Source organism: Chryseobacterium soldanellicola, from assembly GCF_900100115.1.
Classification (GTDB): Bacteria; Bacteroidota; Bacteroidia; order Flavobacteriales; family Weeksellaceae; genus Chryseobacterium; species Chryseobacterium soldanellicola.
In genome coordinates this window covers 211,392-237,394 of sequence record NZ_FNKL01000003.1, presented here as the reverse complement: position 1 = coordinate 237,394, position 26,003 = coordinate 211,392, and the positions used below count along the sequence as shown (strand labels likewise).

Sequence of the window (26,003 nt, the reverse complement as noted above, 5' to 3'; positions counted from 1 at the left end):
ATAAGCAACGTTATTCCTAATCCCTAATTCCTAATTCATAACTTAATCGTTCCCTATAATATTCGGGTTCCAGTTGGCGGGAATTTTTGGGACGATGTCGTTTTTGATGTAATAATTTTGAATTTCCTCCATAATTTCTGAATAAGAAGCAGAAGCTATTCTTTCATAAGGAATTGTATAGCCAAGATATACGATTTTCCGTTTAAAATCTCCTGCCGCCAAAACGATAGGCACTTTCGCTGCCAGAGCCATATGATAAAAGCCTTTTCGCCATTTCGGAACCCAGCTTCTTGTACCTTCCGGCGTGATTACCAGGCTGAAATCTTCTTTTGCAAACTGATCGGCAACAAATTTCACAAGGTCATTTTTCTGGCTTCTGTCGATCCCGATACCTCCCAGGCCTTTTACGACACTGCCGTACCAGGCTTTGGTGTGAGCGTCTTTAATAATGATTTTTAAAGGCTTTTTTAAAGACCAATAGGCAAGATTTCCCAATAAATATTCCATGTTGTGGGTGTGTGGCGCTACAACAAGAATACATCTGTTGAGACTGTTTGCATCGCCCTGAAGAACGACTTTCCAGCCTAACATTTTTAACATCAATTTGCCAATCAGCTTTCTCATATATCTTGAATTAAAAACAAAAAAAGCATAACCAAAAGTGGTTATACTTTACAAATATATTGAAATATTATCGCTCTTAAAACAAACCGCTGATTAAATCTACGATTTTCATTACAATTTCTAGTGCTAGCTGTATCATTTGGTGATGTTTTGATTTGGGTTATTAATTTGAATACGAAGATAATATAATTTCTTGATATACAGTGTTTAATTTTTATCTTTTTTAATCTTTAAAGAGAAGAAGAGTGTGAATTTCAAACAATTGGCTATCCATTCACACCTTCCGCCACTCTCTGCAGTTAATTATTTAGTTTTAATAGAAATTTCGTTTTTATCCTCGTTTACTTTGATGTCAACATTACCGCCTTTCATTTTTTTGATATTTGATTTCATTGAGTCAATTACCTGATCGGCTTGGTTGGCAGGAACTTTTTTCCCATTAATAATAATGCTGTCTTCATCGTCAGAGCTGTATTCGATGGTAGAACCGTTTACTGAGATTTTATTTTTCTCGATTCTGATGTTTCCATGCTCATCTCTTTCCTGATCATCATCGTTGATACCATCTCCGTTTAAATCTCCGTTTAAATCAATTCCGTCTTTTTTAGCCGGGAGTACCACTGTTTTAGAAGGAATTACCAATTCATAATCGATGCTGTAATTTCTGAATCTGTGCTCGTACGGATATTTAATATAGTTCGGAAGAATAATTTTGTTGTTAACAACTTCTACCGGAACATTTACATTTAACGGAAGATTATAGCCTTTGGCCTCTTTTTTAATGATCAGATAAGGCGTTTTGATATCCGCTTTTCTTGTCACATCTACATGAATCCAGTCTTTTTCGTAGACAGAAATTTTGTCGGAATAAAGATCATCTTCGTATCCTGTAAAGTTCTGTGGAATAGCTATCTGCTTATAATCTACATATAGAGTATCAGATGTTGTGTTGATAGAAACTTCCTCAGTATCTTCTTTATGACCTTTTAGGAACATTTCTTTTTTCGCCATACTGATTCCGAAATAGGTTGATACTGCGATCAATGCAAGGATCAAAGCTCCGATTACCCAGCCTGTATTTCTTAATTTTGTTTTAGGTGAAATTAATTTAATACTTAATAAAGCAAAAACCATTGCAGGAATTAAGCTACCTAAAACGATCATGATCATGATGACATATTTCATTCCGTCGTTGTCGAAATAATAGTCCATCTGGTTGATCGGAGGGAAGTCATTATTTCCCATAAATCCGAAGATCACAAATACACCGGTAAGACATCCAAAAGCCATTAGGGCAAAAATTCCTCCTAAAATATATCTTACAACATTCCAGATTCCGCTTCCTGCGTTGTTGATGTAAGGTTTGTTTTCGATATAGATTTCTCCGACCCTTTGAGTAGATTCGTTGGCAAATTGTACCAGTTTATTAGACTCATTTTTAAGATTGTCGAAGTTCATAGGCTTTCCCTTCATTTTAAGGAAATCTGCTGCAGTTTCTGCTTTTGGCAATACAATCCAAAGGATAATATAAAGTAGGAAAACCAATGTTGAAGAAACGGCTGCCGTGAAAATTCCCAGCACGAAAATTCCCAGCCAGATGGCTCTCATTGCAGTAATGTCCATTCCTACATAATGAGCTAACCCTGCGCAAACACCTGCGATTTTTTGTCTTTCCGGATCACGGAACAGTTGTTTTTTGTCCGTGTATTCAGTTCCAGTGGTGTATGTTTTCTTGGTGTTTTTTTCAGAATAATAAGCTTCTTCCTGCTCTTCGATTTTTTCCGGAGTACCGATCTGTGCAATTACTCTTTCAACATCTGTATCGTTGATCACTTCACGTTTTCCTAAAGAATCTCTGAAGATTTCCACCATTCTGATTTCTATGTCATGCATTACCTCATCTGCTTCTGAAGCGTCTAATGAGCTTCTCAGTGCATTCAGGTAATCGCTGAGCTTTATATATGCGTGTTCTTCTATGGTAAAAGAAAAACCTGCGAGTCCTATTGAGAGTGTCTTGTTCATAGCTTTGTTTTTTAATTTTTTTGAGTGATTTGGTTGACTGAATCTGTTAATTCGTTCCAGGTATTTAGAAGTTCGCTTAAAAACAGCTTTCCTTTTTCTGTGATCTGGTAGTATTTTCTTGGCGGCCCTCCGGTAGATTCTTCCCATCTGTAAGAGAGAAACTCACCGTTTTTCAATCTTGTTAAAAGAGGGTAGAGTGTTCCTTCCACTACATCCAGTTTTCCTTTTTTCAGTTCATCTATTAAGTCGGAAACATACATTTCACGATGATTGATGAGACTTAAAATACAGAATTCCAGAATTCCTTTTCGCATTTGCGCTTTGGTATTTTCGGTATTCATCTTTAATAAGTTTTGTTAATTAGTTATAATTTTCGAAGTTCGGAACCTAGCTAGTTGTACCTGCTTCGATTTTACATTACAAAGATATGTAATTAAAATGGTAATATGCAATACAAAGTAGTGTAATTTTTAAAATAAATATGTTAACTAATTGACAATCAGTTTAATTATTTTTATTGCTAAATTTTGCAAGATGAAGATTATAGAGAAATCAGGCTAAATTTTTGATAATTTTACCTTTTAAGCTGGTAGGTCTTAGCGTAACAAGAGCTTTTTTCTCTAATTGTTTCTGATATGATATAAAACTGAAGTTTTTGTAGAATTTACGGACGATAAGTGCCATTTCCATCATGGCAAAGTGTTCACCTATGCACAATCTCGGACCGGCTCCAAAAGGGTAGTAAGCGAAATTCTTTGCATTTTCATCGTCAAAACGCTCCGGAATGAATGAATTTGGTTTGTCCCAATATTTCGGATTTCTGTGAAGTCCGGTTATATAAAGGATGATTAAAGTATCTTTCGGCCACGAATATCCTTGGAAGCTATCAGCTTCTAGTGCCTGCCGATCGATTGCCCAAGCCGGAGAATGCAGTCGCATCGCTTCTTTGATGATATTTGATGTGTAAGATTTTTTCATTAAACTTTCAGTCGTGAAAATATTTTCAGATTCTTCTACAATTTCCTGTTTTAATTTTTTCTCCGCTTCAGGATTCTGACTGATTTCAAAAAAAATAAAGCTTAAAGCATTGGCTGTTGTTTCATGGCCTGCAATGAAAAGAATAAGCATCTCATCAACCAGCTGTTCATCAGACATTGGAAGGTTTGTATCTTCATATCGCGTCTGAATCAGCATATCCAGCAGGTCGTTTTTTTCTTCTCCCGAATTTCTTCGTTTGTCCAGAACTCCCTGAATAATGTCTTTTGACCTCTTACTCTTCTGAATATTTTTATCAATAACCCCGAATATTTTTAAAATTTGAGAATAAAAAGGCAAACGCACTTCTTTCGCAAAAACCTCCTGAATTTCGGTGATGTTTTTGCCTAATTCTTTCACGGTATTTTCGTCAATATCAGAACTGAAAAGGGTTTTCGCAACAATATTAAAAGCCAGTGTATGAAAGAAATCGTATAGATCAGCTTCTGTATTAACATCAAATGACTGGAAAGATTTGTCAATTTCCTCTTCCATAATATTTACCAAACTTGCGATTTTGGCTTTACTGAAACCGGGCTGAATCAATCTTCGCTGTTTGAGCCAGTCTTTGCCGTTGTTGGTAAGCAGTCCGTTTCCCAGGTATTTCCCCAGCGTGACGGATTGTATTTCAGATTTATAATAATTCTTATGATTCTGTTTTAAAATATATTCAACGAATTCTTTATCCTGAGAAAAAATAAAATTTTTATTGGTAAAACTTGCTTTGATGTAATAATTGTCTCCCGCAAATTGATGGTTTCCACTGATGACCTCCAAAGGATTTTTTACTCCCTTAAATAAAGAATACAACTTTCTTTTTCCCTTAATTTCTGTCGGATAATTGAATTTTGAATCCATATTAATATTTTACATAAAATTACAACTTAAACTTTAAACTTGTTTACACTTTTACCTTAGTTATTCGTTACTTTTCAGAACATTTGTTATCCTTAAAGGATCTGAACGGAGTATTAGAGGCTATGGAAATTCGGGCCTGGATCTTTTTAGGATGACACATGTTTTAATATTTCCAAATGCTTAATGGCCGACTGCAACCATATAGCCCTGATTGGAGCTTTGTTTGAGCTCATTTTAGAAAGTTTTTGGTTGCGGCGGCAAAGCCGCCGCAACCAAAAACTTTCTAAAATAGCGAGTGCGGAAAGCAGGAAATTGCTCCTTAAAATAAATTAAAATAACAATTCGACGAAGTCAAACAGCTTTAAATCAAAACCCTTATTTTTGCATAGAATTTGTTTAAAATTCAATTAAAATTAAAATACACTTATGATCAATTCTCGTTTATTATTACTATTTGCCCTTTTGGGAACTGCTGTTTTTGGGCAACATCATTTTGAATTGAATGATGCTTCAAAGAATTACAACATTAAAATTGATGTTCAAACCTGTGAAAACAACGAATGCAGCGGAAAAGCAAGCATTGATTTACTTGATAAAAGGACCTCAAAAAAGTTTCAGACTTTGACTTCCGATAATCTTAATTTTTATTTAAATGAAGATCAAAAACCTACTGCAAACATTATCCAGCTGTATAACGAACAAAGTCCGTTGATTTTTGACGATTTTAATTTTGACGGAACAGAAGATATTGCCATCAGAAACGGAAACGAAAGCGGCTATGGCGGACCTTCATATGATATTTATGTTTTTAATAGTACAAAAAAACAGTTTGTCCCAAGTGAAGAACTGACGGCCCTTGCTCACGAAAATTTGGGAATGTTTAATACAGATTCTGAACGTAAAAGATTAGTTACCTATTCGAAATCAGGATGTTGCTGGCATCTGACAACGGAATACACCGTGCTTCCACAAAGAGGCTTGTTTAAAGTCTACGAACTGGAAGAGGATGCAACAGGTGGAGAAACCGTAAAAGTCACAAAAAAAGAATTTATCGATGATAAATGGACTACAAATATTAAAACTTATCCAATAAGCGAATATTATAAAGAAAATTAATAATGAAGATACAAAAGGAGATTGATTTTATTCTTGCAGTAGATGCCCTGAAAAATGTACAGAGAAGAAATTACAATGCTGACGATTCCAGGAGGGAAAATACCGCTGAACATTCGTGGCAGATCATTATTTTAGCTCAAATTCTTTTTCCTTACGCGAAAAACAGAGCGGATATCGACTTGCTGAGAGTGATCAGAATGCTGTCAATTCACGATTTGGTTGAAATTGAAGCCGGAGATACTTTCTTGTTTGATGAAGCAGCAATGATCGGAAAATTTGAAAGAGAAAAGATTTCAGCACAAAATATCTTCGGAATTTTAGATGAACCTTTAAGAACAGAATTTTTTAATCTTTGGCTTGAATTTGAAGAGGAACAAACACCTGATGCGATTTTTGCCTGCGCCATCGATAGGATTATGCCTTTTATTCTAAATTCTCACACTTCCGGAAAAAGCTGGACCGAAGCCGGAGTTACAGAAAAACAAATCAGAAATATGCTTGAAAATGCAATCAGCAGAGCTTCTGACGAATTAGGAGAAGCTTTTCAGTTTTTAATGATTAAAAATTTGGAAACGGATAAGGTTGTAAAATAAAATTAGTTTCGGCGGGCTTTGCCCGCCGAAACCTTTCACTGCTTATAGTATCTGGATTGGTTTTTTAAATTCATCAATCGCCACAAAAGTAAAATCACCGACGATGGCTCTTTCTCTTTCGTAAGAATACATTTGTTCGGTATAGATTTCTACGTTTACTTTCATACTTGTTGTTCCGACGTGGGCAACTTTCCCGATCAGTTCAACGATTGTTCCTGCGGGAATAGGTTTTTTAAAATCGATTTTATCGCTGCTTACGGTTACCACCCTTTTTCTGGCAAAACGGGTTGCGGTAATGAATGCCACTTCATCCATCAATTGCATCGCTGTACCTCCGAAAAGTGTGTCGTAATGATTGGTTGTGTTGGGGAAAACTGCTTTAAAGATTCTGGTTTCCGAGGCTTCAATTCTTTCTTCTGTAGTCATATTTCATTATTAAATTAAAGCGAAAAGAAATACTATTGAAACAAAACAGAAGATTTCAAGAACATGAAATTCCTGAAATAAGCCATCAGATCAATAAACTTCAGATCGCGAAAGTTTTTGTCTTAAAGAAATAGGCAGGTCTCCTGACTTGTAACATCTTTATTTCCTTCCCATGACTTGCACAGTGGATTTTAATAAAGACTTCAGTTACTTACAGTTGCGCGACAGTTCGTGATTTTCACACGATTCCCTTTTAATCTGCAGCTAAGCAGAACCGGTTTCTGAAAAGCTATAAGCCAAAAGCAAAATAACTTTTCGGTGCAAAAATAAGGATTATAGAAAAGATAAACGAATTATTCCGGGTTTTTGTAGATAATCTGGCTGATTGCTCTTCCTTCTTTGATCGTCCAGAGTGTTACATATCTGTTTTCACCCGAACCGTTAATCATGTAAAGAAAAATATGATCAGGATCAAGAGATGTCACTCCGATGTTTTCAAAATCCATCGTGGGCTGGAACATATTTTTGATGGCTTCCCTCACAAAAACCGAACCTCTTCCGGGTTGTTGAACGCGGATAGACTTGATTTCCGTCATTCCCTGCGGTAGCTCATTGCTGATTCCCCAAGGTTTTACTTTATCAAGAGTGATGATATTTCCGTTGGTGTCTTTTTCCTGTTTGCGGTAGCTTGCATTCGAAGGATAAACATCGATAATAACTTTACTTCTCTGCGCAGTCGGAATTTTAGGATTGGAATTATCAGTGAAAATTAAAGATTTTCCGTTCTTAGATTTTGATGGCGTGAATTGTGGCAGCTGATCAATAAAAGCAATTCGCTCTTTGTTGACCATTCCTTCTTTGTCAAGCGTTTCATATCTTACGAAAGGCTTTTCTTCCTGACTTTTTTCAGGATATTTGATCCAGATCCATTCTGTTTCGCCGGGAGCGGGCTTTACATACACAAAAACATCACCTCTTCGCATACGGATCTTATCTACAATTTTTCTGTAATCATCCTTATGAACACGTACATTGGCATACCCTTCTTCAGCTTTTACAACACCAAAAGGCACTTTATTCTGCCCTTTCATTAAACCTAAAGAAAATATACTGAAAACCGATAAATAAAAAGCTTTGTTTGCGAAAATCATCATGAAAATTTTTGACACTTCAAATATATAAATTAATTATTTTGAGATTTCTTATTTTAAAAATTATATTTGATTGTTTAATGAATTTTTATGAAACAGCTTTAAATAATAAAAAAGAGCGCCAAATTTGACACTCCCTTTATTTTGATTAATCGTTTCTAAGTTTTGCTTTTACTCCTTTATTTTTAATTATTGATCTAAGTTCAAGAATCTGGTCTTTAGCAAAATATTGTTTCGGAACCATATTCATGACTTGTGCGTTTTGATAGATTAAGAACCAGTCTTTTTTTTCTTTTACTTTATATACCGTATTCCAGGTAAATTCTCCATCAAAAGTTTCTCCTTTTATCTGAATATTTTCATTGGTAAATGTATAAACAATAGATTCCTGAATCTGTTTGTTGGAATAAAAAACCTTTTTCACAGTAAAATAAGTACGAATGATGATAAACACAAATAAAATCAACAGCCAGATTGTTAATGACTCAAGAAATTCTCTGTTATCATTGTCTGCATTATAATAATTCACACCAAAGAAAATCAACGCAATTATTGGAAATACAATGATTCGTACTAATGAATTTTTTAAATGAAATAGTAAAAAATCCTTGAAAGTAATCTGAGTTTTTACAATCATAGTTAATTTTTAAATCCTCTCCAATTCATCCGCATCAATCGTTGTCTTGAAAGTTCCGTAATTCACAATTACTTTATTTCTGGAAATCTTTTCAATCGTTCCAACGCTTGTACTTCCTGTAATACGAACGCGTTGCCCGATTTTCATCCAAACGGCGCGGTCTGTTTTACGTTTTTCTTCGATTTTTTCGTTGGTTTCCGTGATTTTTTCAATAACATCCTCTTTTTTCAGCTGTTGGGTTATTTTTCTCTTGACAACCTGAAGTCTTTTGGTTTCATCTTTATCAGCTCCGAGTTTTCTGAACTTTTCCTGTTCTAAGATCTTCACAAAATCTTTCACCACATCCTTTCGGGACCTGCCTTTTATATAACCGTCGATAAAGGTTTCAATCTTATTTCCAAACTGGAGTTTACGGTGTTCTTCTTCGTACAATTTCTGGAAATTGAAGAGCTTTTGCTGAAGCTGTTCGTTCAGTTTCTGTAAATTATCACGCTTGTCTTCAACGGATTCTTTTCTTTCGGCAAGATCAGTTTTCAACTTTTCAACTTCGTATTTTTCCTGTTGAAGTTTTACGATCGTTTTATCAAGATTTACGATGTCATGTTCCACTTTTTTCTTCGCAGAATGAATGATAAACCTGGGGATTTTATTCTTTTCAGCAACTTCAAAAGTAAATGAGCTTCCCGCTTGTCCGACTTCCAGTTTGTACATCGGTTCCAGCGTTTCTTCATTAAATAGCATCGCTGCATTTTCTGCATTCGGAAGCTGTTCTACAACCAATTTAATGTTCGTGTAATGCGTTGTAATGATCGCAAAGCTCTTTTTATCGTAGAAAAACTCAAGAAAGCTCTCTGCCAAAGCGCCACCCAGTTCAGGATCAGAACCTGTACCAAATTCATCGATCAGCAAAAGCGTTTCTGCATCGGCTTCACGAATGATTCCGCTCATTTTCTTCAATCGTGATGAGTAGGTAGAAAGATGATTTTCAATTGATTGATTATCACCAATATCCGTCATGATTTTATCAAAGAAAAACATTTCGGATTTCGGATGTGTTGGCACTAAAATTCCGCTTTGAATCATTAATTGAAGCAAGCCAACCGTTTTCAGAGTAATGGATTTTCCTCCCGCATTCGGCCCGGAAATACAGATGATTCTGTTGTGTTCCGTCAAAGCTAACGTTTGAGGATAAATGGTTTTATTTTCCGCTTTATTTCTCAGCCACAGCAAAGGATGGAAAGCGTCTTTTAATTTTAACGTTTTATGACGGTTGATTTTCGGTAAAATTCCATTGACCAATTCTGCAAATTTGGCTTTTGCTCTCGTTAAATCAAGGTCAAAAATATACATTTGATATCTCCAGAGCTGAGGTTGGAATTCTGCCAGTTCTGCTGTTAATTTTCTCAGAATTTTGTCAATTTCCTTCTTTTCTTCTTCTTCATTTTCCTTGAGTTTGAAGTAATGTTTTACGACGCTATCCGGTTGAATATAGGTGATTGAACCTGTCTTTGAAAGTCCAAGCACTCTTCCCGGGACTCTTTTTTTGTAGGCAGATTTTACCGCTAAAACTCTGATGTCTTCAATATTACTCTCCCGGATATCATCAAGAAAATCGCTTTGTCCGTAATTGAACAAAACCCTGTTAAAATTTTCCTGAATGGCTTTTTTCGCCTGCTGAATTTCCGTTCTCAATGTTTTTAAAATCGGAGAAGCTTCACTTTTTACTTCACCAAAACGGTTAAAAACTTTATCAACTTTATCAATAATCTCTTTCTTAAATTCCAAGACGGAAGCGTCTTCCATTAAATTAGGAAAAGTTTCGGGCATGGTCGGGAAAAACTTCTGAAGTTTTCCTATCTGTTCCGTGATGGTTTTGATTTTGATGAAAGCGTTGTTTTCCAGACGATAATTCTCGATCAGCATTACTTTTAATTCACTTTCAATATCTTCATATTCATCAAACGGAATTGCATTTGAACTTTCAAAACTCGACAAATATTCGGACGTTTTTTTCAATGAAAGCTCAGCCTCGTCAATTTCCATCGGACGAAGTTGAAGAATTTTTTCTCTCGTTTTCGGAGAATACGCAAAAGGAGAAATTTCCGCGAGCAATTGCGGAAACTCTAATTCGTTTAAATCTTCTTTATTTATATACACACTGCAAATTTAGTGAAAAATGTGCATTTTATTTTGGAAATGAGTTAATTTGAGAATTGAAAATCTTTGATTTTCTTGCGCCTTGAAATATGATTTATAATTTTTAAAAAATTGCGCCTTTACAAGTGTCAACAGAATTTAAGTTTTATTAAATTTGAGAGATGAAACTGGAAACCGAAAGATTATTATTAAAAGAAATTAACGAAACCAACGTCGAAGATATTTTACGTATTCGAAGCAATGAAGTCATCAATCAGTTTGTGCAGAGAAAATCACCAAAAAACAATTATGATGCATTGCAGTTTATTTTAACCATTAAAGAAAGAACTCGAAATAATGAAACCTTTTACTGGGGGATTTCTTTAAAAAATCAACCTAATCTGATCGGAACAATCTGCCTTTGGAATTTCTCAGAAGACAGAAAAACGGCAGAAGTCGGATATGAATTATTACCCGATTATCACAGAAAAGGAATCATGTCGGAAGCTTTAAGTGCTGTTTTAAATTTTGGTTTTAATGATTTACATTTGAAGGAAATTGTAGCAATGACCAACAAGTTTAATGAAAACTCGAAAGGGCTTCTTTTAAAACATAATTTTATATTGGAAGAAGGGCGAGAAGATGAGGGTTTTCCGGAGAATATTATTTTTAGTTTAAAGAAAAACATATAATTTTGTTTTTTCAAAAGAAATTGCTTTTTAAATTAATTATATAAAAATGGCAAAAATAATTATCAACCGCACATCAGAATATTCAAACAAATTACGATCAATAGGAATTTATCTGGATGATAAAAAAATAGGAGATATTGCAGATGGTGAATCTAAAGAATTTGAAGTTGAGCAAGGTGAGCATAGATTAAGAGCTAAAATTGATTGGTGCCGTTCAAATCCTATTGATTTAAAAATAAATTCTGATGAAACTTTGAGATTTAATTTAAGCGGAAGAAATCCATTTTTGGCATTATTTTATATTACATTTGGAAAAGACCATTATTTAGAATTGATTCCTATAAAGTAAACAGTTCTTCAAATTATTAAATCAGACTCATGACCTGGACAGAAATACTAGCCCCGATAAAAAATACAGAATACTTTACCAGCCTTTGGGAAAAAGTAAAGCAAGAATACGCAACGACGAAAGTTTTTCCGCCAAAAAGCCAGATTTTCAGGGCGTTGGAAATTACGCCTTTCGATGATGTGGAGGTGGTAATTCTTGGTCAGGATCCTTATCATAATGATTTTCAGGCGAATGGATTGTGTTTTTCAGTTTCCGAGCAGGTTACGGCACCACCTTCGCTTAAAAATATTTTTATCGAGCTTAAAAATGACATCGGCGTTGAAAGAACATCAAAAGAATTGGATGATTGGGGAAAACAGGGCGTTTTATTATTGAATGCCACATTGACCGTGCGTGCTCATTCTCCCAATTCTCATAAAGATTTAGGCTGGGAAAAGTTTACGGATTTTATTATTAAAGAAATTTCGGACAAAAAAGAAAATGTAGTTTTCGTTTTATGGGGCGCTTTTGCACAAAAAAAAGCCGAACTTATTGATCCGGCTAAACATTTTATTTTAAAATCTGCGCATCCGTCACCTTTTTCTGTTCACAGAGGTTTTTTCGGGAGCAAACCTTTCTCAAAAATTAATGAATATCTTGTTTCAAAAGGGAAAAAGCCTATTTCGTGGTAGAATTCTGAGCTTCTCCTTTTTTAATGATAATTCCGACTTTATATTTTCCGATCAGCGCTTTTGCGCCGTCCTGAGACTCGGGATAGGGCGTAACTTCTGCTAATGAAATGCTGTACCCGTTATATTGGGCGGATTTATGATAATTTCTTCCTTCATTATCGGTTGTGGCCAAGTTTAAAACCATTGGTCTTGTTGTGGTTCCCATGACCTCGATCTGCGCAACGGCAACTCCCGCCCAGATGCAGCTTACGCCTTTCGGGCATCGGCTGTCTTCGGAAATGTTTTTGAAAGTGACATTCATTTCATATTCTTTCAAAAATCTGTTTTCACCTTCATTAAGATAAATAATGTCGCCTTCTTTGCTCATTGTTTGTGCGGTTTCTATTGTGGTATTGTCTGCAACATTGACCTTTGTTGAGGTTTTTGTCTCTTTCTGAGCGTTGCAATTCATTAAGCTTAAGAATCCCAGACTGAATATAATGGTTTTGTGTAGCATGATTTCTTTTTTTAAATAACATTAAGCATATCCAATACTACTACCAAAAACATTGCCACACCTACCACAAGGCTGAAACCTGTGCCATAAACGAAGCCGATAAAAGCTCCTTTTGTAGATTTTAAGGCCTTATTCATGTCTTTGCTGTCGTGTAATAATTCACCGACAAAAACTCCGGCAAACATTCCGATTAAAAAACCTAATGGGATTGGCAAAAACATTCCGATAATCATTCCGACAACAGATCCTATGCTTCCCCAGCGGGTTCCGCCGTATTTCTGATTGGTTTTAGCGGGGATAACATAGCTTAAAACTGCTGATATTACAGTTAAAATTCCAAAAGCCCAGATATAGATCATCGGTAAATCTGCATCTGTCCCGAATTTATAGATCAGTAATCCGCAAATGCTTAATAATAATCCGGGCAAAACAGGAAGAAAAGTTCCTAAAATTCCCAAAAACAATAAAACAAGACAGAGAATATTAATTAATGCTGTATCCATTCTTAAAAATTATAAGTGCAAGATAAAAAAAAGTGGCCTTAAAAAAAGCCACCTTTCAGTTTAAGTTAAAAATTTATTATAAGTTTAAGATTACGTATTGTAGAATTACACCTGCATTTCCAATGTTTCCTGAAGCATGATTATGGAAAGTAGTGTAATAAATATATCCACTTGTTGAAGATCCCGAGCAAGGTCCTACTGTTGCCCCTAATGCCACCAAATAAGGAACCAATACCTGAGGAACTGAAATGCTGACCTGAATATTTCCCGGAAGAGTAATGCAAACCGTTACAAATGTTGAAGTTGGAGCATTTCCTATCGGAGTATTCGGAACACCTGTTGCCGTAAAATGATTGGATCTGATCATCAAAGCGTCATTGGATGAGGTTTCTTTAACCAAAACTTCCCAATATGCCGGGTCATAGTTAATTATTTTTTGCCAGGCGCCTAAATCATAGTTGATATTAAGTGTATTAAATCCTAAAGCCGTTGTAAGTCCGGCATTATTTACGGTAGCGCCTACCATTCCTACGCTTCCGATATTTTTAGAGCATAATTTTGTGTCAGGAACAAAACCTCCTGCAAGCGAGCAGTTATTGGTATTGCTTGTCCCTCCGACTAAATACGCAACATCCCAGTCTGAAGCATAAATACTTCCTCCATTTGCGACGAAAGTTGCTAAATTAGTGTCAATTACAGTATAAAGTGCCGGATTTGAAGAGTAATTGTTTCTTGAACCACAGTTAAGAAAGATGATATCATACTGGGCAATAGTCGTTAAATTAGCAAGATCATTATTGGTGATTTCCGTGGCAGTATATCCTAAAGTCTGAATAATATCTTCAATTTTATCATACGCCCCTTTTACGTAGGCAATTCTTGCAACCTGATTTAGCTTGGTCTGGGCAGCGTCGAGATTTACCGTTTCATTGTCTTTTACGGTAGCAGAAATTTCCGTGCGGAAGTTGCTGCCATTACCAGTTTGAATATGAAGGGTACGGTCTCCAACCGGAGCTTCCAAAGTGAAATTACCATCAGCGTCTGAAGTAGTATAATAGATTTTATACTTATCATCAAAAGTAAAAACTGAAGCCCCACCAATAGGTTTGGTTCCGTTTTGTGACATTACTTTTCCTGTAAGTTTTCCTGTTTTTACAACTGTAGGACCTACATTTTCTGAAACTATTGCAGAATCTTCGTTTCCTGCACAATTGGTTAAAAGTGTGAATACACACAACAGAATAAATAAGTAGTGTTTTCTCATATCTGATTGATTTTGATTTGTTTAGTTTTAATCAAATTTAATAAATAAATACATATAAAATCATAAAATTCGATAAATTTTTAATATAATTTATATTTAATAATGATTTTTAACGGATTTTTTATTTATTAATCGAAGTTTCGGAGGATTTAATAATAGGTATGTTTGAGTTTTTATTTTTAACCACAAAAGTCATAAAGCTATCTTTTATTTTAAGTATTACTCTAAAAATATTTTGGGATGAAAATTGATGGAAAATTTTTTAATTTAAATCAACCTTAAATTTCCTAAATTTGCTGTAAATGAAAGACGAAATACAAGATACCAAAAATTTTATTCAGGAGCTGAGTGAAGTGCTTTATAACTATATATCAGGAATATCGCCATCCGGAATGGAGTTTATTCTTCATATTGTTATAAAGATTGGGTTGCTTATCGGAATATTTTTAATCATTGATTTCATTTTAAAGTTTATTATTAATAGCGGTTCACGGTTTTTTCACAACCAGGAAAAATACCCCATTCTGAATTCTATTAAGGCCTCTAAAGTCACCAATTCCCTTGCTCATTTTATTGCGCTAACAATTGTGGGAGGAATACAGAATTTTATCTTTACCGGTCATTTACCAAGCACCACGTTTTTTATTGTAAGAATGGTCAATCTTGGTTTAGTTCTGATCGTTGCAGGAATGCTTTACCGATCCTTGACAGCCTTCCGGAATTATTTTGTCATCAAGCAGGATTTCTATAATATCATGGCTTTGAATGCCATTTCTGAAACGGTGAAAATTCTGGGGATTTTTATTTTTTCAATTGTTGGAATCTGTGTGATCTTTGGAATAAAAGGAAGCACGATTGTTGGGAGCTTAGGAGCCATTACGGCAGTTTTGGTATTGGTTTTCCGGGATACGATCTTAGGATTTGTAACGGGAATTCATGTGGCGACCTCCAAAAGCCTGAAAGTGGGAGACTGGGTAAGTATTCCCAAGTATAGCATTGAAGGAAATATCGCTGATATCAGCCTTTTAACGACGAAAATAAATAATTTTGATAAAACGATCTCTTCGATTCCGACCTATGATTTACTGACCACTGAGATCAAAAATCTTCAGGTGATGTCTGAATCAAACACAAGAAGAATTAAAAAGTCAATTTATTTTAACATTAATTCTTTTAAATTCTTGAGAGAGGAAGATATTGAAAGATTAAAGGATATTAATTTAATTTCAGAATATCTTGAAGGAAAAAGTGTTGAATTAAGAAAAGAAAAAGAAAATATCGACCATAAAGAGAATATCATTAACGGCAGACAGCTAACTAACATTGGGGTTTTCAGATATTATGCCCAACGATATATTGAAAACGATCCGGATATTGATCATAATGGTGCTATGATGGTCCGCCAGCTAGATATTACCCCTCAGGGGCTGCCTTTGGAAGTGTATTGTTTTGCAAATGACTCAAAATGGGAGCATTTCGAGCAAATCCAGGCTGATATTTTTGATCATTTATTGGTGGCTTCAAAAGAATTTGATCTGCAGGTGATGCAGGTGAATGTAAAAGTATAGTTAGTTAAAAATTTACCGGTAATAATTAAATTTAAATAAAAATAGGGTCTGCTGAGTTGTCAACAGGCCCTATTATTTAAAAGAATTTATAGAATAAGGAAATTGTTTTTATTTTTTATCCCACCATATACGCCCTTGAATGTCGCTTTCACTCGTTCCAAAATCAGGGTCGTCCTTCATCTGTTTTAAAGCATTTATTTGATTGGTGTAGTTTAAATTATTTGCTGACGGAGTAGGAAGAACGATTCTTCTTGGCATTGTCAGCGGGAGTCCTGCGTTGGTCATGGCGGCCTCTAATTTCAGCGCTGTGGAGGTATTCGGCATGTCGGTTCTTTTGATAAGGGCCCACACTTCGTTAGGTTGCTTAAAATAATTCAAATATTCTTGTATGATGATCTGTTCAATAGCTTTTGACGGATTAAATAATACATCAGATGCATTTTGATATGCTGATATTTCACTGCTTGTCGGAAAAGAATAAGTTGTTTCTCCCGCAGGCATCTCTATAACGGCTTCTTTTGCCATATAATCATAAGCCTGAATAGACGCTTCAATCCCCGTATTATAAAGCAATTGAGTGCTTTGGCCTGTATTTATAAGTCCTCTTGCCTGTAATTCGGCCTTTAATAGAGTATAATCTGCAAAGGTTAACATATTAAATATGGCATTTCCTGTTCCTGAATTATATTCCGGCTGCCAAATCCTGTATTGAAGCTTGGATATGGTATCGTAGATTACTCCATTCAGTGTTCTTTTCGCGGACGTGTAATATCTGCTGTGGTTAACGCTTACCATATAGGGACTGGCAGGGCCTCCTACATATCTCCACTTTGTATTGGTGGTCATAGTGTCTGAAGAGGGGATTGCCACGGTATTCAGCTGGCCTGCTGCCTGCAGCCTGTGGATGGCAGTTTTAGAATACGAGTTTTTTTGAAAAAATATACGCAGTCTTGGATCATTATTTGAACCCATAAAATCTACCATAGGTTTAGAAGCTGAAAAACCAATGGGATTAAAGTTGCCGTGCTCGGTAAATCTTCTTGCCCTTAAAGAAAAGCTTTCATTATTGCCGGATATTTGGTCTCTTGATAATACTTGGGTAGCGATCGAGATAAGCTTAGCCGGATTTCTTTTCATCAATCTTGATGCAATTTTTAACCTTAAAGAATTGGAAATTTTTTTCCATTTTGAAATATCTCCGTTAAAGAACAGATCTCCGCTTCCGGGTTTCACCTGTATAGATTGGTTTGCTCCTTCTATTGCGGTATAAACGTTATTCAGCTGATTGTCAAAAATATCATACAATTGCTCCTGTGTTTCAAACTTCGGAGTCAGAGTGCCTCCATAACGAGCCTGGAAAGCTTCTGTGTAAGCGATGCTTCCGTTGACATCGGTAACATACCATGCATAATACACCTTTAGGATGGTGGCAATACTTTTAATGTTGACATATCTGGCTTGCTGGTCAGCAGGCATTTGGTCTATCTTGTAAATAATATCTGTAAGTAAAGCACCGTGATCGCCATAAAAAACATCCTTTCGCTGGTTCATATTAGATCCGTCGTTCATAAAATCATCAATATTACCGGTACTGGGAACCAATGTCTGAGTCCATGGCATTATTCTGCGGTAATAATCATAATAATATTCAAAGCTGGCATCGTATCCCTTTTTGATAGCCATTGGTAAAAGTGCTTCCGGGGTTGTGTTTACGATATCCAAAGGGTTTGTATTGGTTTCGGCAAAATCATCTGTACAAGAATTAAAGATATACAGTGAAGCTGCAATTAGAAATATTTTTTTCATTTGTTTAAATTTTTATAGTAAGTAAAATGGATTAGAAAGAGAAATCTAAATTAAATCCGATATATCGTGACATCGGTGAGCCTCCGTATTCCGCAAAGCTTCCGGAATTGTTGTTGTACATTCCTTCAGGATTGATGCCGTCCGGAAGCTTATTATAGATGTAGAAAAGGTTTCTTCCTATCAAAGAGGCATTTAATGTATTTATTCCCAAAGGTTTTATTAATGCAGGTGCAAAAGAATACGTTAATTTCAGCTCCCGAAGAGAAACCCAAGTGTTCTCGAAAATAGCATTTTCTCTAATTCCACTGCCCCAAGATCCCAGGTTTCTGTAATATAAATCGGTACGCAGAGGATTGATCCATCCTCTTTCAAAAACTTCCTGATAAGTCATCCCTCCCACATCCCGTGTCGTGCCTTGCTTATCTTTGATCTGGGTGTTTTGAGCAAATACACCTTCAGGAATTACTCCAAACTGAACCTGCCCGTTTGCATCCGTATATTTAATACCGCCTCTTTCTTCATCCCGGTATTGCAAAGTTGAAGGTAAATTACCAAATTGAGTCCCGTAATTATAGGTGGCTGATAAAATATCTCCGCCCACTCTGGCATCAATTAAAACACTTAATGCTATATTTTTATATTTGAAGGTATTTCTAAAGCTTGTCAGGAAATCAGGTGTTAATTTTCCCACCGTTACATATCCTTGATTTTGATAAGAATCGGAACGCATATAGGTGCCTCCGGGTTTAAGGACTCTCATGCCGTTTCTGGGATCGTCAATCTTATTTCCATTGGCATCAAGAGCCTGATAGGTTGCAAAGGCATAGTTGGTCTGTATAAGCCCATATTCCTGACCGGGAACCGCTATGCTTTTTACATCCCTGCCCATTGCCCACTGAAGTACATATTCTTCAACGCCGGGAGCTAGCTCAAGAATTTTATCCTGATTTTTGGCGAATGTAAGGCTTGTGTCCCATTTAAAATTATTTGATTTTATTGGAACCGCATTCAGAATGATCTCTATACCTGTATTTTGTAGGTTTCCTGCATTAATTTGCATTGACTCTTCTCCGGACTCTTGCGGCAGGGGAAGTGTTAATACTTGATTCGTAGTATTGGTTCTGTAAACAGAAACATCAAAATCTAATCTGTTGTTAAGAAACGCCATATTTAAGCCTAATTCGATAGATCTGCTTAATTCATTTTTTAAATTGGCATTGGCAAGGGTTCTGCTGTTAAAGCCGATCAAAGGAATACGGGTGCCATCCGGAGAATTATAAGCTGATGGATCGCCTCTGTAATAAAACCCTGAACTCGTATTATACGGTGAAGTATCTTTACCCACCCACGCCAGACTTCCTCTTAAGCTCCCAAACATAGATTGTGGAAAGTTGAAAGATTTAGAAAATGTCCAGTTTCCAACAAATGAAGGATAAAAATAACTTACGGAGCCATGACCGTCCGGATAAGCTAATGTTGAAGACCAGTCGTTACGCCCTGTAATATCTAAAAATAATTGATCTTTCCATGCAAAATTGGCAAAAGCGTATAAAGATTGAATCTTTTTAGGAGATACGTTTCCGTCTGTATAAACAGGCTCATAACCGGGAGCATCTACAGAATTCTGGATTTCAAAAATTCCCGGGATTCTAAGCCCGTTGTTGGTAAATAATCTGGTAGATTTATATTTTGAGCTGAAGCTTTCTCCTCCAATGGAAGCATTCATCGTTAAATTATCAGTCAATTTAAAATTGGCATTGGCTAAAAACTTAATGGTATTTTGCTCTTTTCTGCCTTCCAGAATACTGTAGCCTCCACCTTTAAAGCCGGGATCTGAACCTAAAATTTTGGATTCATTTGTGAAATTATAATTGTTGAAGTTGCCGCCAACAATAACGTTCAGCCAGTCTGTAAGCTGGGATTTCACTTCCAAGCGGCCGATATAATTGTTTTCTTTTTGGCTTCTTGTATTTTGAAAAAGATCAAAATATTGGCCCGCCATTCCATAAGGGTCATAATCACCCTGTTTTATCCCGCCATTCACAGGATCTAAGTAGTTGTGACTCCAGTAATTGGCATCAAAGCTTCTTGGAGTTCCATATATAAAGCTGAATAAAGGGCTGCTGTTTCCACCCTGTGGGACGGGATTTTCACCATATGATCTTGTATAATTAAAGCTCGTGTCTAATTGAAGATACTTATTAAATTCATGGGTCGCACGCAAGAAATAAGCATTTTTAGTAAACTTATTACGGGGTAAGATTCCTTCTGCTTCCTGGTTGGTAAAGCTTAACAAAAATGTTGATTTATCATTGCCTCCGGAAAGTTCAACGGAGTTTTTCCTGTCAATTCCTACCTGATATAGTTCCAGGTAATTTTTGGGTTGGGAATTATATAAAACTGTTCTTCCGTCAATATCCACGACAGGTTTACCGTCAAATTTAGGTCCGTAGCTGTAGAAAAAAGTATTGGGGTCAATAAAACGATTTCCGTTACTGTCTGTTGGGAAGGCTGACCCGACGCCGGCACCATATTCATTCTGAAGTTTTGGCCCTGCATATACGCTTTGAGTCGTAAGTGAGGAGTTTATTTTAATGCCAATTCCATTTCTGCTGCGTCCTTTTTTTGTTGTGATCACAATTACGCCGTTGGATGCCCTGGAACCGTAAAGAGCAGAAGCGGCGGCACCTCTAAGTACAGATACAGACTCGAAAACATCAGAATTGAGATTTTTCATCTCGTTTCCAAAATCATATCCCGATCCCCATTCATCAGCTCCGGTAACAGAATTATCGATAACAACTCCGTCAACAACAATCAATGGCTGATTATTTTTTCCCAAAGAGGTATTTCCCCGGATTTGAATCCTTGCGCTGGATTGCGGGCCTCCTGATCCTGCAATAACCTGTACGCCGGGTAGTTTTCCCTGAAGAGCTTCCATCGGATTGACAACGCCCGCTTGAGTTACATCTTTGCTGTCAACTTTAGAAATAGCATAGCCTAGTTTTCTCTGGTCTCTTTTAATGCCTAGAGCAGTTACCACAACTTCTTCAATTTCTTTTGTCTTGATAGAATCCTTTTTTATTTTTTGTGCATATATTTGGCCGGTAGTTCCAAACAAAAAACAGAAAACACCTACTGTAAAAGAGGTTTTAGCATTTAATTTCATATCATCTGGTTTAATAATGTAATATTAGTAAAAAAACATTATTTATTTATGATATTTTCATTAAAAACGTTTTTATTTTATAAATAATTAATTAAATTATATAAATTTTGTTATTTTAAGTATTTTATTAACTTATTTTAACTGTTGTGTATAATGAATGTCAATTTTATCCGGCAAAAATATTTTAATTACTATATCGGCCTGTATTTTTTGAATATTATTAGTCAAAATCTTAATGAATTCATAGTAAATAAGAAAATACCAGCTGTTTTTATTCTTTTACACAATTGATAGTGATTTTTAATCATTAAATTTGCAGCGTTTACATATTTGTTTAAATTTAAAACGTCACAGATGTTTTTAATATAAGCTTAATTAAGGCTTGAAATTTTACACAATCACGTAAACTGAATTCTATAATCTAATTTCTAATATCTGGATTAAAAAAATGACAAAACTAAGTGTAAACATTAATAAAATTGCCACACTGAGAAATGCAAGAGGAGGTGAAACGCCAAGTGTAACGGAAGCTGCAATAAAAATTCAGGAGTTTGGCGGACAGGGAATTACGATCCACCCAAGACCGGATGAAAGACATATCACAAAAAAAGATGTTTATGATCTGAAGCCTTTGGTGACGACCGAATTTAATATTGAAGGAAACCCGCACCGTGAGTTTATCGACATGGTTTTGGATGTAAAACCGGAGCAAGTGACCCTGGTTCCTGATGCAGACGACGCTATTACGTCAAATGCTGGCTGGGATACCAAAAAACATCTGGATTTTCTTACCGAGATAATTACTGAGTTTAAAAATGCAGGAATCAGAACTTCTATTTTTCTTGATCCGACTCCGGAATTAGTAGAATATGCTGCAAAAACCGGAACTGATAGAATTGAATTATACACCGAAGCATATGCAAAGAATTATTTAATCAATAAAGAGCAGGCCATAAAACCTTATTACGAAACGGCTGTTGTCGCAACAGATTTCGGATTGGGAGTGAATGCCGGTCATGATTTAAGTTTAGAAAATTTAAAATATTTTGCTGATAATCTCCCAAATTTACTGGAAGTTTCCATCGGTCATGCTTTGGTTTCTGAGGCTTTGTACATGGGCTTGGAAAATACAGTTCAGGCTTATTTAAAGAGATTGGCAAAATGGGGTAATTAGAAACTAGAGGTTAGAAATTAGAAGTTAGCACAGCGTTTTGTCCTAAAATCTAGTTTCTGACTTCTAACATCTTATAAGAAACTATGGAAATTTTACATTCAAAAATATTTGGCGAGAATCTATCGTCTACGCCGCTTTTGGTATTCCACGGGTTGTTTGGGATGCTTGATAATTGGGGGAGTTTCGGGAAAGATTTAGGTGATCTTTTGCCGGTTCATTTAATTGATTTGAGAAATCACGGAAGGAGTTTTCATTCTGAAAGCATGACTCATGATGATCTGGCAGATGATATTGCCAATTATATGGATCATTACGGAATTCAGAAAGCCCACGTTTTGGGACATTCTTTAGGCGGAAAAGCGGTGATGCAGTTTGCAATAAAGTACCCTGAAAAAGTAGAAAAACTGATTGTTGTCGATATTTCACCAAAAGCGTATCCTCCACATCATCAGGGGATTATCAAAGCTTTAGAAACAGTTGATTTCAATACAGTAGGTTCCAGAAATGAGGTGGAAGCTGTTTTAAGTCAGTATATTCCCGAAAAATCAACGATTCAGTTTTTAGCTAAAAACCTCTATTGGGATGATGATAAGAAGCTGAACTGGAGATTTAATCTTAAAACCTTGTCAGAAAAATATGCGGAATTTGTTTCAAATGCGATCAAATTTGGTGTTTTTGAAGGCGAAACTTTATTTATTTCCGGAGAAAAATCAAACTATATTCTTCCGCAGGATGAGTTCGCGATTAAGCAACAATTTCCAAAAGCTAAAATTGTAAAGGTGAAAAATGCCGCACATTGGGTTCAGGCAGATAATCCGGTTGATTTTGCTAATGTTGTTAAAGATTTTTTAGGTTTGAATTAAATTGATGAGAAATATTCACGTTTTGTTAAACTTTTCTTAAAATAATATTTTATTTCTCCATGTATTGAAAATTTTGTACTTTTAGATTTATTAAAATGTTTATCAAATCATTAAAATTTTTAACCCATGGAAAAGAAAAACTCAAAAAAACCTTTCTTTGCTTCGTTTTTAGAGAAACAAATTAAGGATCCTCAAGCCGTTCAGGGAGGAGGTCTTACGACACCTCGTACGGATATTGTGACGTTACCGACAAATGATACGATCACTTCGCCGACATTTGACAACGTAAGTACACCTACAAACGACCATGTAACGTTGAAATATCCTTCTGACAGCGACGAAGCCGGAGATTTATCTTAATTAAAATATATACCAAATTAAAAGATTATGAAAAACAAAAATTCAAAAAAGAAGCCATTTTTTGCATCATTTTTAGAAAAGCAAGTGAAAGATCCTGAAACTGTAAAAGGAGGATCAGGCATTATTACAATTCCTGAGAGAGATACAGTGACCAAGCCGACTTTAGATTTGGCTCAGACTCAAAAATATCCGTCAGACGGTGATGATGATGTACAATCTGTTTAAATAGAACATATTAACAAAATCATATTCAAAGGAAACTTAAACTTTAAGTTTCCTTTTTTAATAACAATCGGCCAATGATTCTTTGTATTACCCATTCCCAGGATTTTTATAATATTGATCTCTTTTTTGATTATTTACGGTCGAAAAATGTCTCTTATTTCAGGTTAAATTCCGACCATATCAATCATCTTCAGAAAATCAGCATGAATGAAGACTTTTTTGAAATTACAGATGAAAACGGAAACACTGTCAGTTCAAAAGAAATAAAAGCGGTATGGCACAGAAAAGCCTGGAAAATAAGTGTTCCCGAAGAACTCGATGAAGATTATGAGAAAATATTTTTAAATGAATACGGAAGTTTACGCTACAATCTTTTGACAATATTGGAAGATCTTCCCTGGAGCAATCCTTATGAAAAGGAAAGGAAAATTGACGGGAATAAAATGTATCAGTTAAAAATCGCTCAGAAAAATAATCTTATCATTCCTAAAACACTTTTTTCCAATAATGAAGAGAAAATTACCCAATTTTTTTATGAGCATTGTAATGGAAAAGCAGTTGCCAAGCTTCATGGAGTCATTTCAAAATCAATGTCCGGAGAAAATTTTCTTTCAACAACAATTATTGATGAAAATAATTTAGAATTTATTTCAGATATCACGTATTGTCCGATGATTTTTCAGCCTTATATCGAAAAGGAATATGAATTGAGAATTGTTTACGTTGACGGTGAATTTTTTACAGGAAAAATCAATAACAGCGAAAATGCCGACTGGCGCGTAAGTCAGGGTAATGTTTGGTCAAAATACAATTTACCTGAAAATATTAAAGCTGATTTAACTTCCATGATGAAAGAAATGGGGCTTTATGTCGGGGCAATCGATATGATAAAAAGTACTAATGGAAATTATTATTTTCTCGAAGTCAATCCACAGGGAGAATGGGGAATGCTGCAAAAAGAACTGAATTTTCCCATTGCGGAAACCATCGCCGATAACCTTATAAAAAGAATGAAAACCAATGAACAATAAAATTTTAATTATAACACACACTGCAGATAACTTTTCAATCGAAAAAGTAACGGAATATATTGCACAAAATGGCTGCGAAGTCATTCGTTTTGATGTTGATTTGTATCCTTTACAAAATAAACTGACCACCAAATTTGAAGACGGAAAATGGATCAGTATTTTAGAAACTCCGGACGCGAAACATCGTCTTGATGATATTGCAGCGGTTTGGTACAGAAGAGCTTACAATATTGCAAATGGTTTAAAAGAAGAAATTGATACTAAATTTTACGGTGCGGCAATGGGCGAAATCCGCAATACGCTTTTCGGATTTTTAGAATCTATTGACACCTATTCTTTAGGAAAACCGAGTATTTACAGAAGACTTGACAGCAAGGAAGAGCAGTTGAAAATCGCTCATAAAATCGGACTTACCGTTCCGGAAACCTGTCTCACCAACAATCCGGAAGAAGCAAAGCAGTTTATTATTAAGCATAAAAATGTCGTTGCAAAAATGCAGACAGGTTTTGCCATTTACGAAGATGGTGTTGAAAGTGTGGTATTTACAAATGTTGTAGGAGAAGAGAAGTTTGAAGAATTAGATTCGCTTTTATACTGCCCGATGCAGTTTCAGAAAATGATCCAAAAGAAAAAAGAATTGAGAGTAACTGTTGTCGGACAAGACGTTTACGCTTTCGAAATTGACTCTCAGCAATCTGAAGACGCCAAAGTCGACTGGAGAAAAGACGGCGTCAATTTAATTGATAAATGGGTTCAGACCGAGCTTCCAAAAGAGGTTGAAGAAAAAGTTCTGGAACTTTTGGATGTTTATAACGTCGATTACGGAGCGTTAGACATCATTGTTTCTCCCGAAGACGAATATTTTTTCATCGAAATCAATGCCGCAGGAGAATTCTTCTGGCTCGATAATCTTACAGAAGGGCATCAAATTTCTAAAAGTATTGCCGATGTGCTTTGCGACAAGGCTCCGAGAAGAAATAACATGGTTTTGGCTTAAATTTTTAAGCACAAAAAATCATAAATTATTTTCACGGACAACATAAAATATCATTCAATAGGAGCGGGCTTTAGCCCGCTTTTTTCATTTAGTCGGAAGAAAGGCTTTAGCCAAAATCTGAAAAATTCTTCAAGACTGAAAAAAAGTAGAGGTTTAAGAACTTTTGTGAGTAATTAAATTAATATTCTCCTTTAAAAATCGCAAATTTGCAGATACTGTTTTCCGGTAATTTTTCAT

25 protein-coding genes and 1 riboswitch are annotated in these 26,003 nt (G+C 35.6%); of the genes, 12 read left to right on the top strand and 13 right to left on the bottom strand.

Annotated elements, in window-relative coordinates:
* Positions 1–42 precede the first annotated feature (42 nt).
* The 4 genes from BLT04_RS10560 to BLT04_RS10545 form a co-directional block, all read right to left on the bottom strand.
* Positions 43–624, bottom strand: coding sequence for a 1-acyl-sn-glycerol-3-phosphate acyltransferase (locus tag BLT04_RS10560; protein WP_089755779.1), 582 nt, complete (start codon positions 622–624; stop codon positions 43–45).
* 303 nt (positions 625–927) lie between these two features.
* Positions 928–2,646, bottom strand: a complete 1,719-nt coding sequence (locus BLT04_RS10555; RefSeq protein ID WP_089755778.1) for a PspC domain-containing protein — start codon at positions 2,644–2,646, stop codon at positions 928–930.
* A gap of 11 nt (positions 2,647–2,657) precedes the next feature.
* On the bottom strand, positions 2,658–2,987 hold the full coding sequence (locus BLT04_RS10550; protein ID WP_089755777.1) for a PadR family transcriptional regulator: 330 nt from the start codon (positions 2,985–2,987) through the stop codon (positions 2,658–2,660).
* A 211-nt stretch (positions 2,988–3,198) separates the two neighbouring features.
* Positions 3,199–4,539: a cytochrome P450 gene (locus tag BLT04_RS10545; RefSeq protein WP_089755776.1), complete on the bottom strand. Its 1,341-nt coding sequence runs from the start codon at positions 4,537–4,539 to the stop codon at positions 3,199–3,201.
* A gap of 426 nt (positions 4,540–4,965) precedes the next feature.
* Here BLT04_RS10545 and BLT04_RS10540 point away from each other — a divergent pair, with 426 nt between their 5' ends.
* The gene (locus BLT04_RS10540; RefSeq protein WP_089755775.1) at positions 4,966–5,655 is read left to right on the top strand and encodes an XAC2610-related protein; all 690 of its coding nucleotides are present in this window, start codon (positions 4,966–4,968) and stop codon (positions 5,653–5,655) included.
* A gap of 2 nt (positions 5,656–5,657) precedes the next feature.
* The gene (locus tag BLT04_RS10535) at positions 5,658–6,248 is read left to right on the top strand and encodes an HD domain-containing protein (RefSeq protein ID WP_089755774.1); all 591 of its coding nucleotides are present in this window, start codon (positions 5,658–5,660) and stop codon (positions 6,246–6,248) included.
* A 42-nt stretch (positions 6,249–6,290) separates the two neighbouring features.
* On the opposite strand, the gene BLT04_RS10530 is transcribed toward BLT04_RS10535, so the two are convergent.
* The 4 genes from BLT04_RS10530 to BLT04_RS10515 all read right to left on the bottom strand — a co-directional run bounded on the left by BLT04_RS10530 (position 6,291) and on the right by BLT04_RS10515 (position 10,619).
* A complete protein-coding gene (locus tag BLT04_RS10530; protein ID WP_089755773.1) occupies positions 6,291–6,674 on the bottom strand; it encodes an acyl-CoA thioesterase in 384 nt (127 codons plus the stop codon).
* 116 nt (positions 6,675–6,790) lie between these two features.
* A riboswitch (cobalamin riboswitch) is annotated at positions 6,791–6,968 on the bottom strand.
* A 59-nt stretch (positions 6,969–7,027) separates the two neighbouring features.
* Positions 7,028–7,828 (bottom strand): hypothetical protein, encoded by an 801-nt coding sequence (locus BLT04_RS10525; RefSeq protein WP_089755772.1) that lies wholly within the window; start codon positions 7,826–7,828, stop codon positions 7,028–7,030.
* Positions 7,829–7,973: 145 nt separating this feature from the next.
* A complete protein-coding gene (locus BLT04_RS10520) occupies positions 7,974–8,462 on the bottom strand; it encodes a YcxB family protein (protein WP_089755771.1) in 489 nt (162 codons plus the stop codon).
* Positions 8,463–8,471: 9 nt separating this feature from the next.
* On the bottom strand, positions 8,472–10,619 hold the full coding sequence (locus tag BLT04_RS10515; protein ID WP_089755770.1) for an endonuclease MutS2: 2,148 nt from the start codon (positions 10,617–10,619) through the stop codon (positions 8,472–8,474).
* Positions 10,620–10,780: 161 nt separating this feature from the next.
* Here BLT04_RS10515 and BLT04_RS10510 point away from each other — a divergent pair, with 161 nt between their 5' ends.
* Genes BLT04_RS10510 through BLT04_RS10500 form a run of 3 tightly spaced genes read left to right on the top strand, consistent with a single transcriptional unit; the run spans position 10,781 to position 12,310 of the window.
* Positions 10,781–11,290 (top strand): GNAT family N-acetyltransferase, encoded by a 510-nt coding sequence (locus tag BLT04_RS10510; RefSeq protein WP_089755769.1) that lies wholly within the window; start codon positions 10,781–10,783, stop codon positions 11,288–11,290.
* A gap of 46 nt (positions 11,291–11,336) precedes the next feature.
* Positions 11,337–11,639 (top strand): hypothetical protein, encoded by a 303-nt coding sequence (locus BLT04_RS10505; protein WP_089755768.1) that lies wholly within the window; start codon positions 11,337–11,339, stop codon positions 11,637–11,639.
* A 29-nt stretch (positions 11,640–11,668) separates the two neighbouring features.
* The gene (locus BLT04_RS10500) at positions 11,669–12,310 is read left to right on the top strand and encodes a uracil-DNA glycosylase (RefSeq protein WP_089755767.1); all 642 of its coding nucleotides are present in this window, start codon (positions 11,669–11,671) and stop codon (positions 12,308–12,310) included.
* On the opposite strand, the gene BLT04_RS10495 is transcribed toward BLT04_RS10500, so the two are convergent.
* The 3 genes from BLT04_RS10495 to BLT04_RS10485 all read right to left on the bottom strand — a co-directional run bounded on the left by BLT04_RS10495 (position 12,297) and on the right by BLT04_RS10485 (position 14,573).
* Positions 12,297–12,806, bottom strand: coding sequence for a hypothetical protein (locus BLT04_RS10495; RefSeq protein ID WP_089755766.1), 510 nt, complete (start codon positions 12,804–12,806; stop codon positions 12,297–12,299). The genes BLT04_RS10500 and BLT04_RS10495 overlap by 14 nt on opposite strands.
* 11 nt (positions 12,807–12,817) lie before the next feature.
* The gene (locus BLT04_RS10490) at positions 12,818–13,309 is read right to left on the bottom strand and encodes a DUF456 domain-containing protein (protein ID WP_089755765.1); all 492 of its coding nucleotides are present in this window, start codon (positions 13,307–13,309) and stop codon (positions 12,818–12,820) included.
* Between the two features lie 76 nt (positions 13,310–13,385).
* Positions 13,386–14,573 (bottom strand): carboxypeptidase-like regulatory domain-containing protein, encoded by a 1,188-nt coding sequence (locus BLT04_RS10485; RefSeq protein ID WP_089755764.1) that lies wholly within the window; start codon positions 14,571–14,573, stop codon positions 13,386–13,388.
* A 302-nt stretch (positions 14,574–14,875) separates the two neighbouring features.
* Between BLT04_RS10485 and BLT04_RS10480 the strand changes: the two genes are divergently transcribed.
* Entirely contained in the window at positions 14,876–16,141 is a 1,266-nt protein-coding gene (locus tag BLT04_RS10480) for a mechanosensitive ion channel family protein (RefSeq protein ID WP_089755763.1), read from the top strand.
* A 108-nt stretch (positions 16,142–16,249) separates the two neighbouring features.
* Here BLT04_RS10480 and BLT04_RS10475 read toward each other — a convergent pair whose 3' ends face one another.
* Positions 16,250–17,947 (bottom strand): SusD/RagB family nutrient-binding outer membrane lipoprotein, encoded by a 1,698-nt coding sequence (locus BLT04_RS10475; RefSeq protein ID WP_089755762.1) that lies wholly within the window; start codon positions 17,945–17,947, stop codon positions 16,250–16,252.
* A 31-nt stretch (positions 17,948–17,978) separates the two neighbouring features.
* Positions 17,979–21,116 carry a SusC/RagA family TonB-linked outer membrane protein gene (locus BLT04_RS10470; protein ID WP_089755761.1) on the bottom strand — a complete coding sequence of 1,046 codons (3,138 nt, stop codon included), beginning with the start codon at positions 21,114–21,116 and terminating at the stop codon, positions 17,979–17,981.
* Between the two features lie 448 nt (positions 21,117–21,564).
* Here BLT04_RS10470 and BLT04_RS10465 point away from each other — a divergent pair, with 448 nt between their 5' ends.
* The 6 genes from BLT04_RS10465 (at position 21,565) to BLT04_RS10440 (ending at position 25,766) form a co-directional block, all read left to right on the top strand.
* On the top strand, positions 21,565–22,290 hold the full coding sequence (locus BLT04_RS10465) for a pyridoxine 5'-phosphate synthase (RefSeq protein WP_089755760.1): 726 nt from the start codon (positions 21,565–21,567) through the stop codon (positions 22,288–22,290).
* A gap of 83 nt (positions 22,291–22,373) precedes the next feature.
* Positions 22,374–23,153 (top strand): alpha/beta fold hydrolase, encoded by a 780-nt coding sequence (locus tag BLT04_RS10460; protein ID WP_089755759.1) that lies wholly within the window; start codon positions 22,374–22,376, stop codon positions 23,151–23,153.
* A 126-nt stretch (positions 23,154–23,279) separates the two neighbouring features.
* Positions 23,280–23,513: a microviridin/marinostatin family tricyclic proteinase inhibitor gene (locus BLT04_RS10455; RefSeq protein ID WP_089755758.1), complete on the top strand. Its 234-nt coding sequence runs from the start codon at positions 23,280–23,282 to the stop codon at positions 23,511–23,513.
* Between the two features lie 27 nt (positions 23,514–23,540).
* Complete coding sequence (locus tag BLT04_RS10450; RefSeq protein ID WP_089755757.1) at positions 23,541–23,738, top strand: microviridin/marinostatin family tricyclic proteinase inhibitor; 198 nt, start codon at positions 23,541–23,543, stop codon at positions 23,736–23,738.
* A 74-nt stretch (positions 23,739–23,812) separates the two neighbouring features.
* On the top strand, positions 23,813–24,769 hold the full coding sequence (locus BLT04_RS10445; protein WP_089755756.1) for an MvdC/MvdD family ATP grasp protein: 957 nt from the start codon (positions 23,813–23,815) through the stop codon (positions 24,767–24,769).
* Positions 24,759–25,766 carry an MvdC/MvdD family ATP grasp protein gene (locus tag BLT04_RS10440; RefSeq protein WP_089755755.1) on the top strand — a complete coding sequence of 336 codons (1,008 nt, stop codon included), beginning with the start codon at positions 24,759–24,761 and terminating at the stop codon, positions 25,764–25,766. Before BLT04_RS10445 ends, BLT04_RS10440 begins: the two co-directional genes overlap by 11 nt.
* Positions 25,767–26,003: the final 237 nt, after the last annotated feature.

What these genes read in the sequence shown, in the direction of transcription:
- BLT04_RS10560 (WP_089755779.1), bottom strand. Translation starts at nt 624, where the DNA reads ATGAGAAAGCTGATTGGCAAATTGATGTTAAAAATGTTAGGCTGGAAA.
- BLT04_RS10555 (WP_089755778.1), bottom strand. Translation starts at nt 2,646, where the DNA reads ATGAACAAGACACTCTCAATAGGACTCGCAGGTTTTTCTTTTACCATA.
- BLT04_RS10550 (WP_089755777.1), bottom strand. Translation starts at nt 2,987, where the DNA reads ATGAATACCGAAAATACCAAAGCGCAAATGCGAAAAGGAATTCTGGAA.
- BLT04_RS10545 (WP_089755776.1), bottom strand. Translation starts at nt 4,539, where the DNA reads ATGGATTCAAAATTCAATTATCCGACAGAAATTAAGGGAAAAAGAAAG.
- BLT04_RS10540 (WP_089755775.1), top strand. Translation starts at nt 4,966, where the DNA reads ATGATCAATTCTCGTTTATTATTACTATTTGCCCTTTTGGGAACTGCT.
- BLT04_RS10535 (WP_089755774.1), top strand. Translation starts at nt 5,658, where the DNA reads ATGAAGATACAAAAGGAGATTGATTTTATTCTTGCAGTAGATGCCCTG.
- BLT04_RS10530 (WP_089755773.1), bottom strand. Translation starts at nt 6,674, where the DNA reads ATGACTACAGAAGAAAGAATTGAAGCCTCGGAAACCAGAATCTTTAAA.
- BLT04_RS10525 (WP_089755772.1), bottom strand. Translation starts at nt 7,828, where the DNA reads ATGATGATTTTCGCAAACAAAGCTTTTTATTTATCGGTTTTCAGTATA.
- BLT04_RS10520 (WP_089755771.1), bottom strand. Translation starts at nt 8,462, where the DNA reads ATGATTGTAAAAACTCAGATTACTTTCAAGGATTTTTTACTATTTCAT.
- BLT04_RS10510 (WP_089755769.1), top strand. Translation starts at nt 10,781, where the DNA reads ATGAAACTGGAAACCGAAAGATTATTATTAAAAGAAATTAACGAAACC.
- BLT04_RS10505 (WP_089755768.1), top strand. Translation starts at nt 11,337, where the DNA reads ATGGCAAAAATAATTATCAACCGCACATCAGAATATTCAAACAAATTA.
- BLT04_RS10500 (WP_089755767.1), top strand. Translation starts at nt 11,669, where the DNA reads ATGACCTGGACAGAAATACTAGCCCCGATAAAAAATACAGAATACTTT.
- BLT04_RS10495 (WP_089755766.1), bottom strand. Translation starts at nt 12,806, where the DNA reads ATGCTACACAAAACCATTATATTCAGTCTGGGATTCTTAAGCTTAATG.
- BLT04_RS10490 (WP_089755765.1), bottom strand. Translation starts at nt 13,309, where the DNA reads ATGGATACAGCATTAATTAATATTCTCTGTCTTGTTTTATTGTTTTTG.
- BLT04_RS10485 (WP_089755764.1), bottom strand. Translation starts at nt 14,573, where the DNA reads ATGAGAAAACACTACTTATTTATTCTGTTGTGTGTATTCACACTTTTA.
- BLT04_RS10480 (WP_089755763.1), top strand. Translation starts at nt 14,876, where the DNA reads ATGAAAGACGAAATACAAGATACCAAAAATTTTATTCAGGAGCTGAGT.
- BLT04_RS10475 (WP_089755762.1), bottom strand. Translation starts at nt 17,947, where the DNA reads ATGAAAAAAATATTTCTAATTGCAGCTTCACTGTATATCTTTAATTCT.
- BLT04_RS10470 (WP_089755761.1), bottom strand. Translation starts at nt 21,116, where the DNA reads ATGAAATTAAATGCTAAAACCTCTTTTACAGTAGGTGTTTTCTGTTTT.
- BLT04_RS10465 (WP_089755760.1), top strand. Translation starts at nt 21,565, where the DNA reads ATGACAAAACTAAGTGTAAACATTAATAAAATTGCCACACTGAGAAAT.
- BLT04_RS10460 (WP_089755759.1), top strand. Translation starts at nt 22,374, where the DNA reads ATGGAAATTTTACATTCAAAAATATTTGGCGAGAATCTATCGTCTACG.
- BLT04_RS10455 (WP_089755758.1), top strand. Translation starts at nt 23,280, where the DNA reads ATGGAAAAGAAAAACTCAAAAAAACCTTTCTTTGCTTCGTTTTTAGAG.
- BLT04_RS10450 (WP_089755757.1), top strand. Translation starts at nt 23,541, where the DNA reads ATGAAAAACAAAAATTCAAAAAAGAAGCCATTTTTTGCATCATTTTTA.
- BLT04_RS10445 (WP_089755756.1), top strand. Translation starts at nt 23,813, where the DNA reads ATGATTCTTTGTATTACCCATTCCCAGGATTTTTATAATATTGATCTC.
- BLT04_RS10440 (WP_089755755.1), top strand. Translation starts at nt 24,759, where the DNA reads ATGAACAATAAAATTTTAATTATAACACACACTGCAGATAACTTTTCA.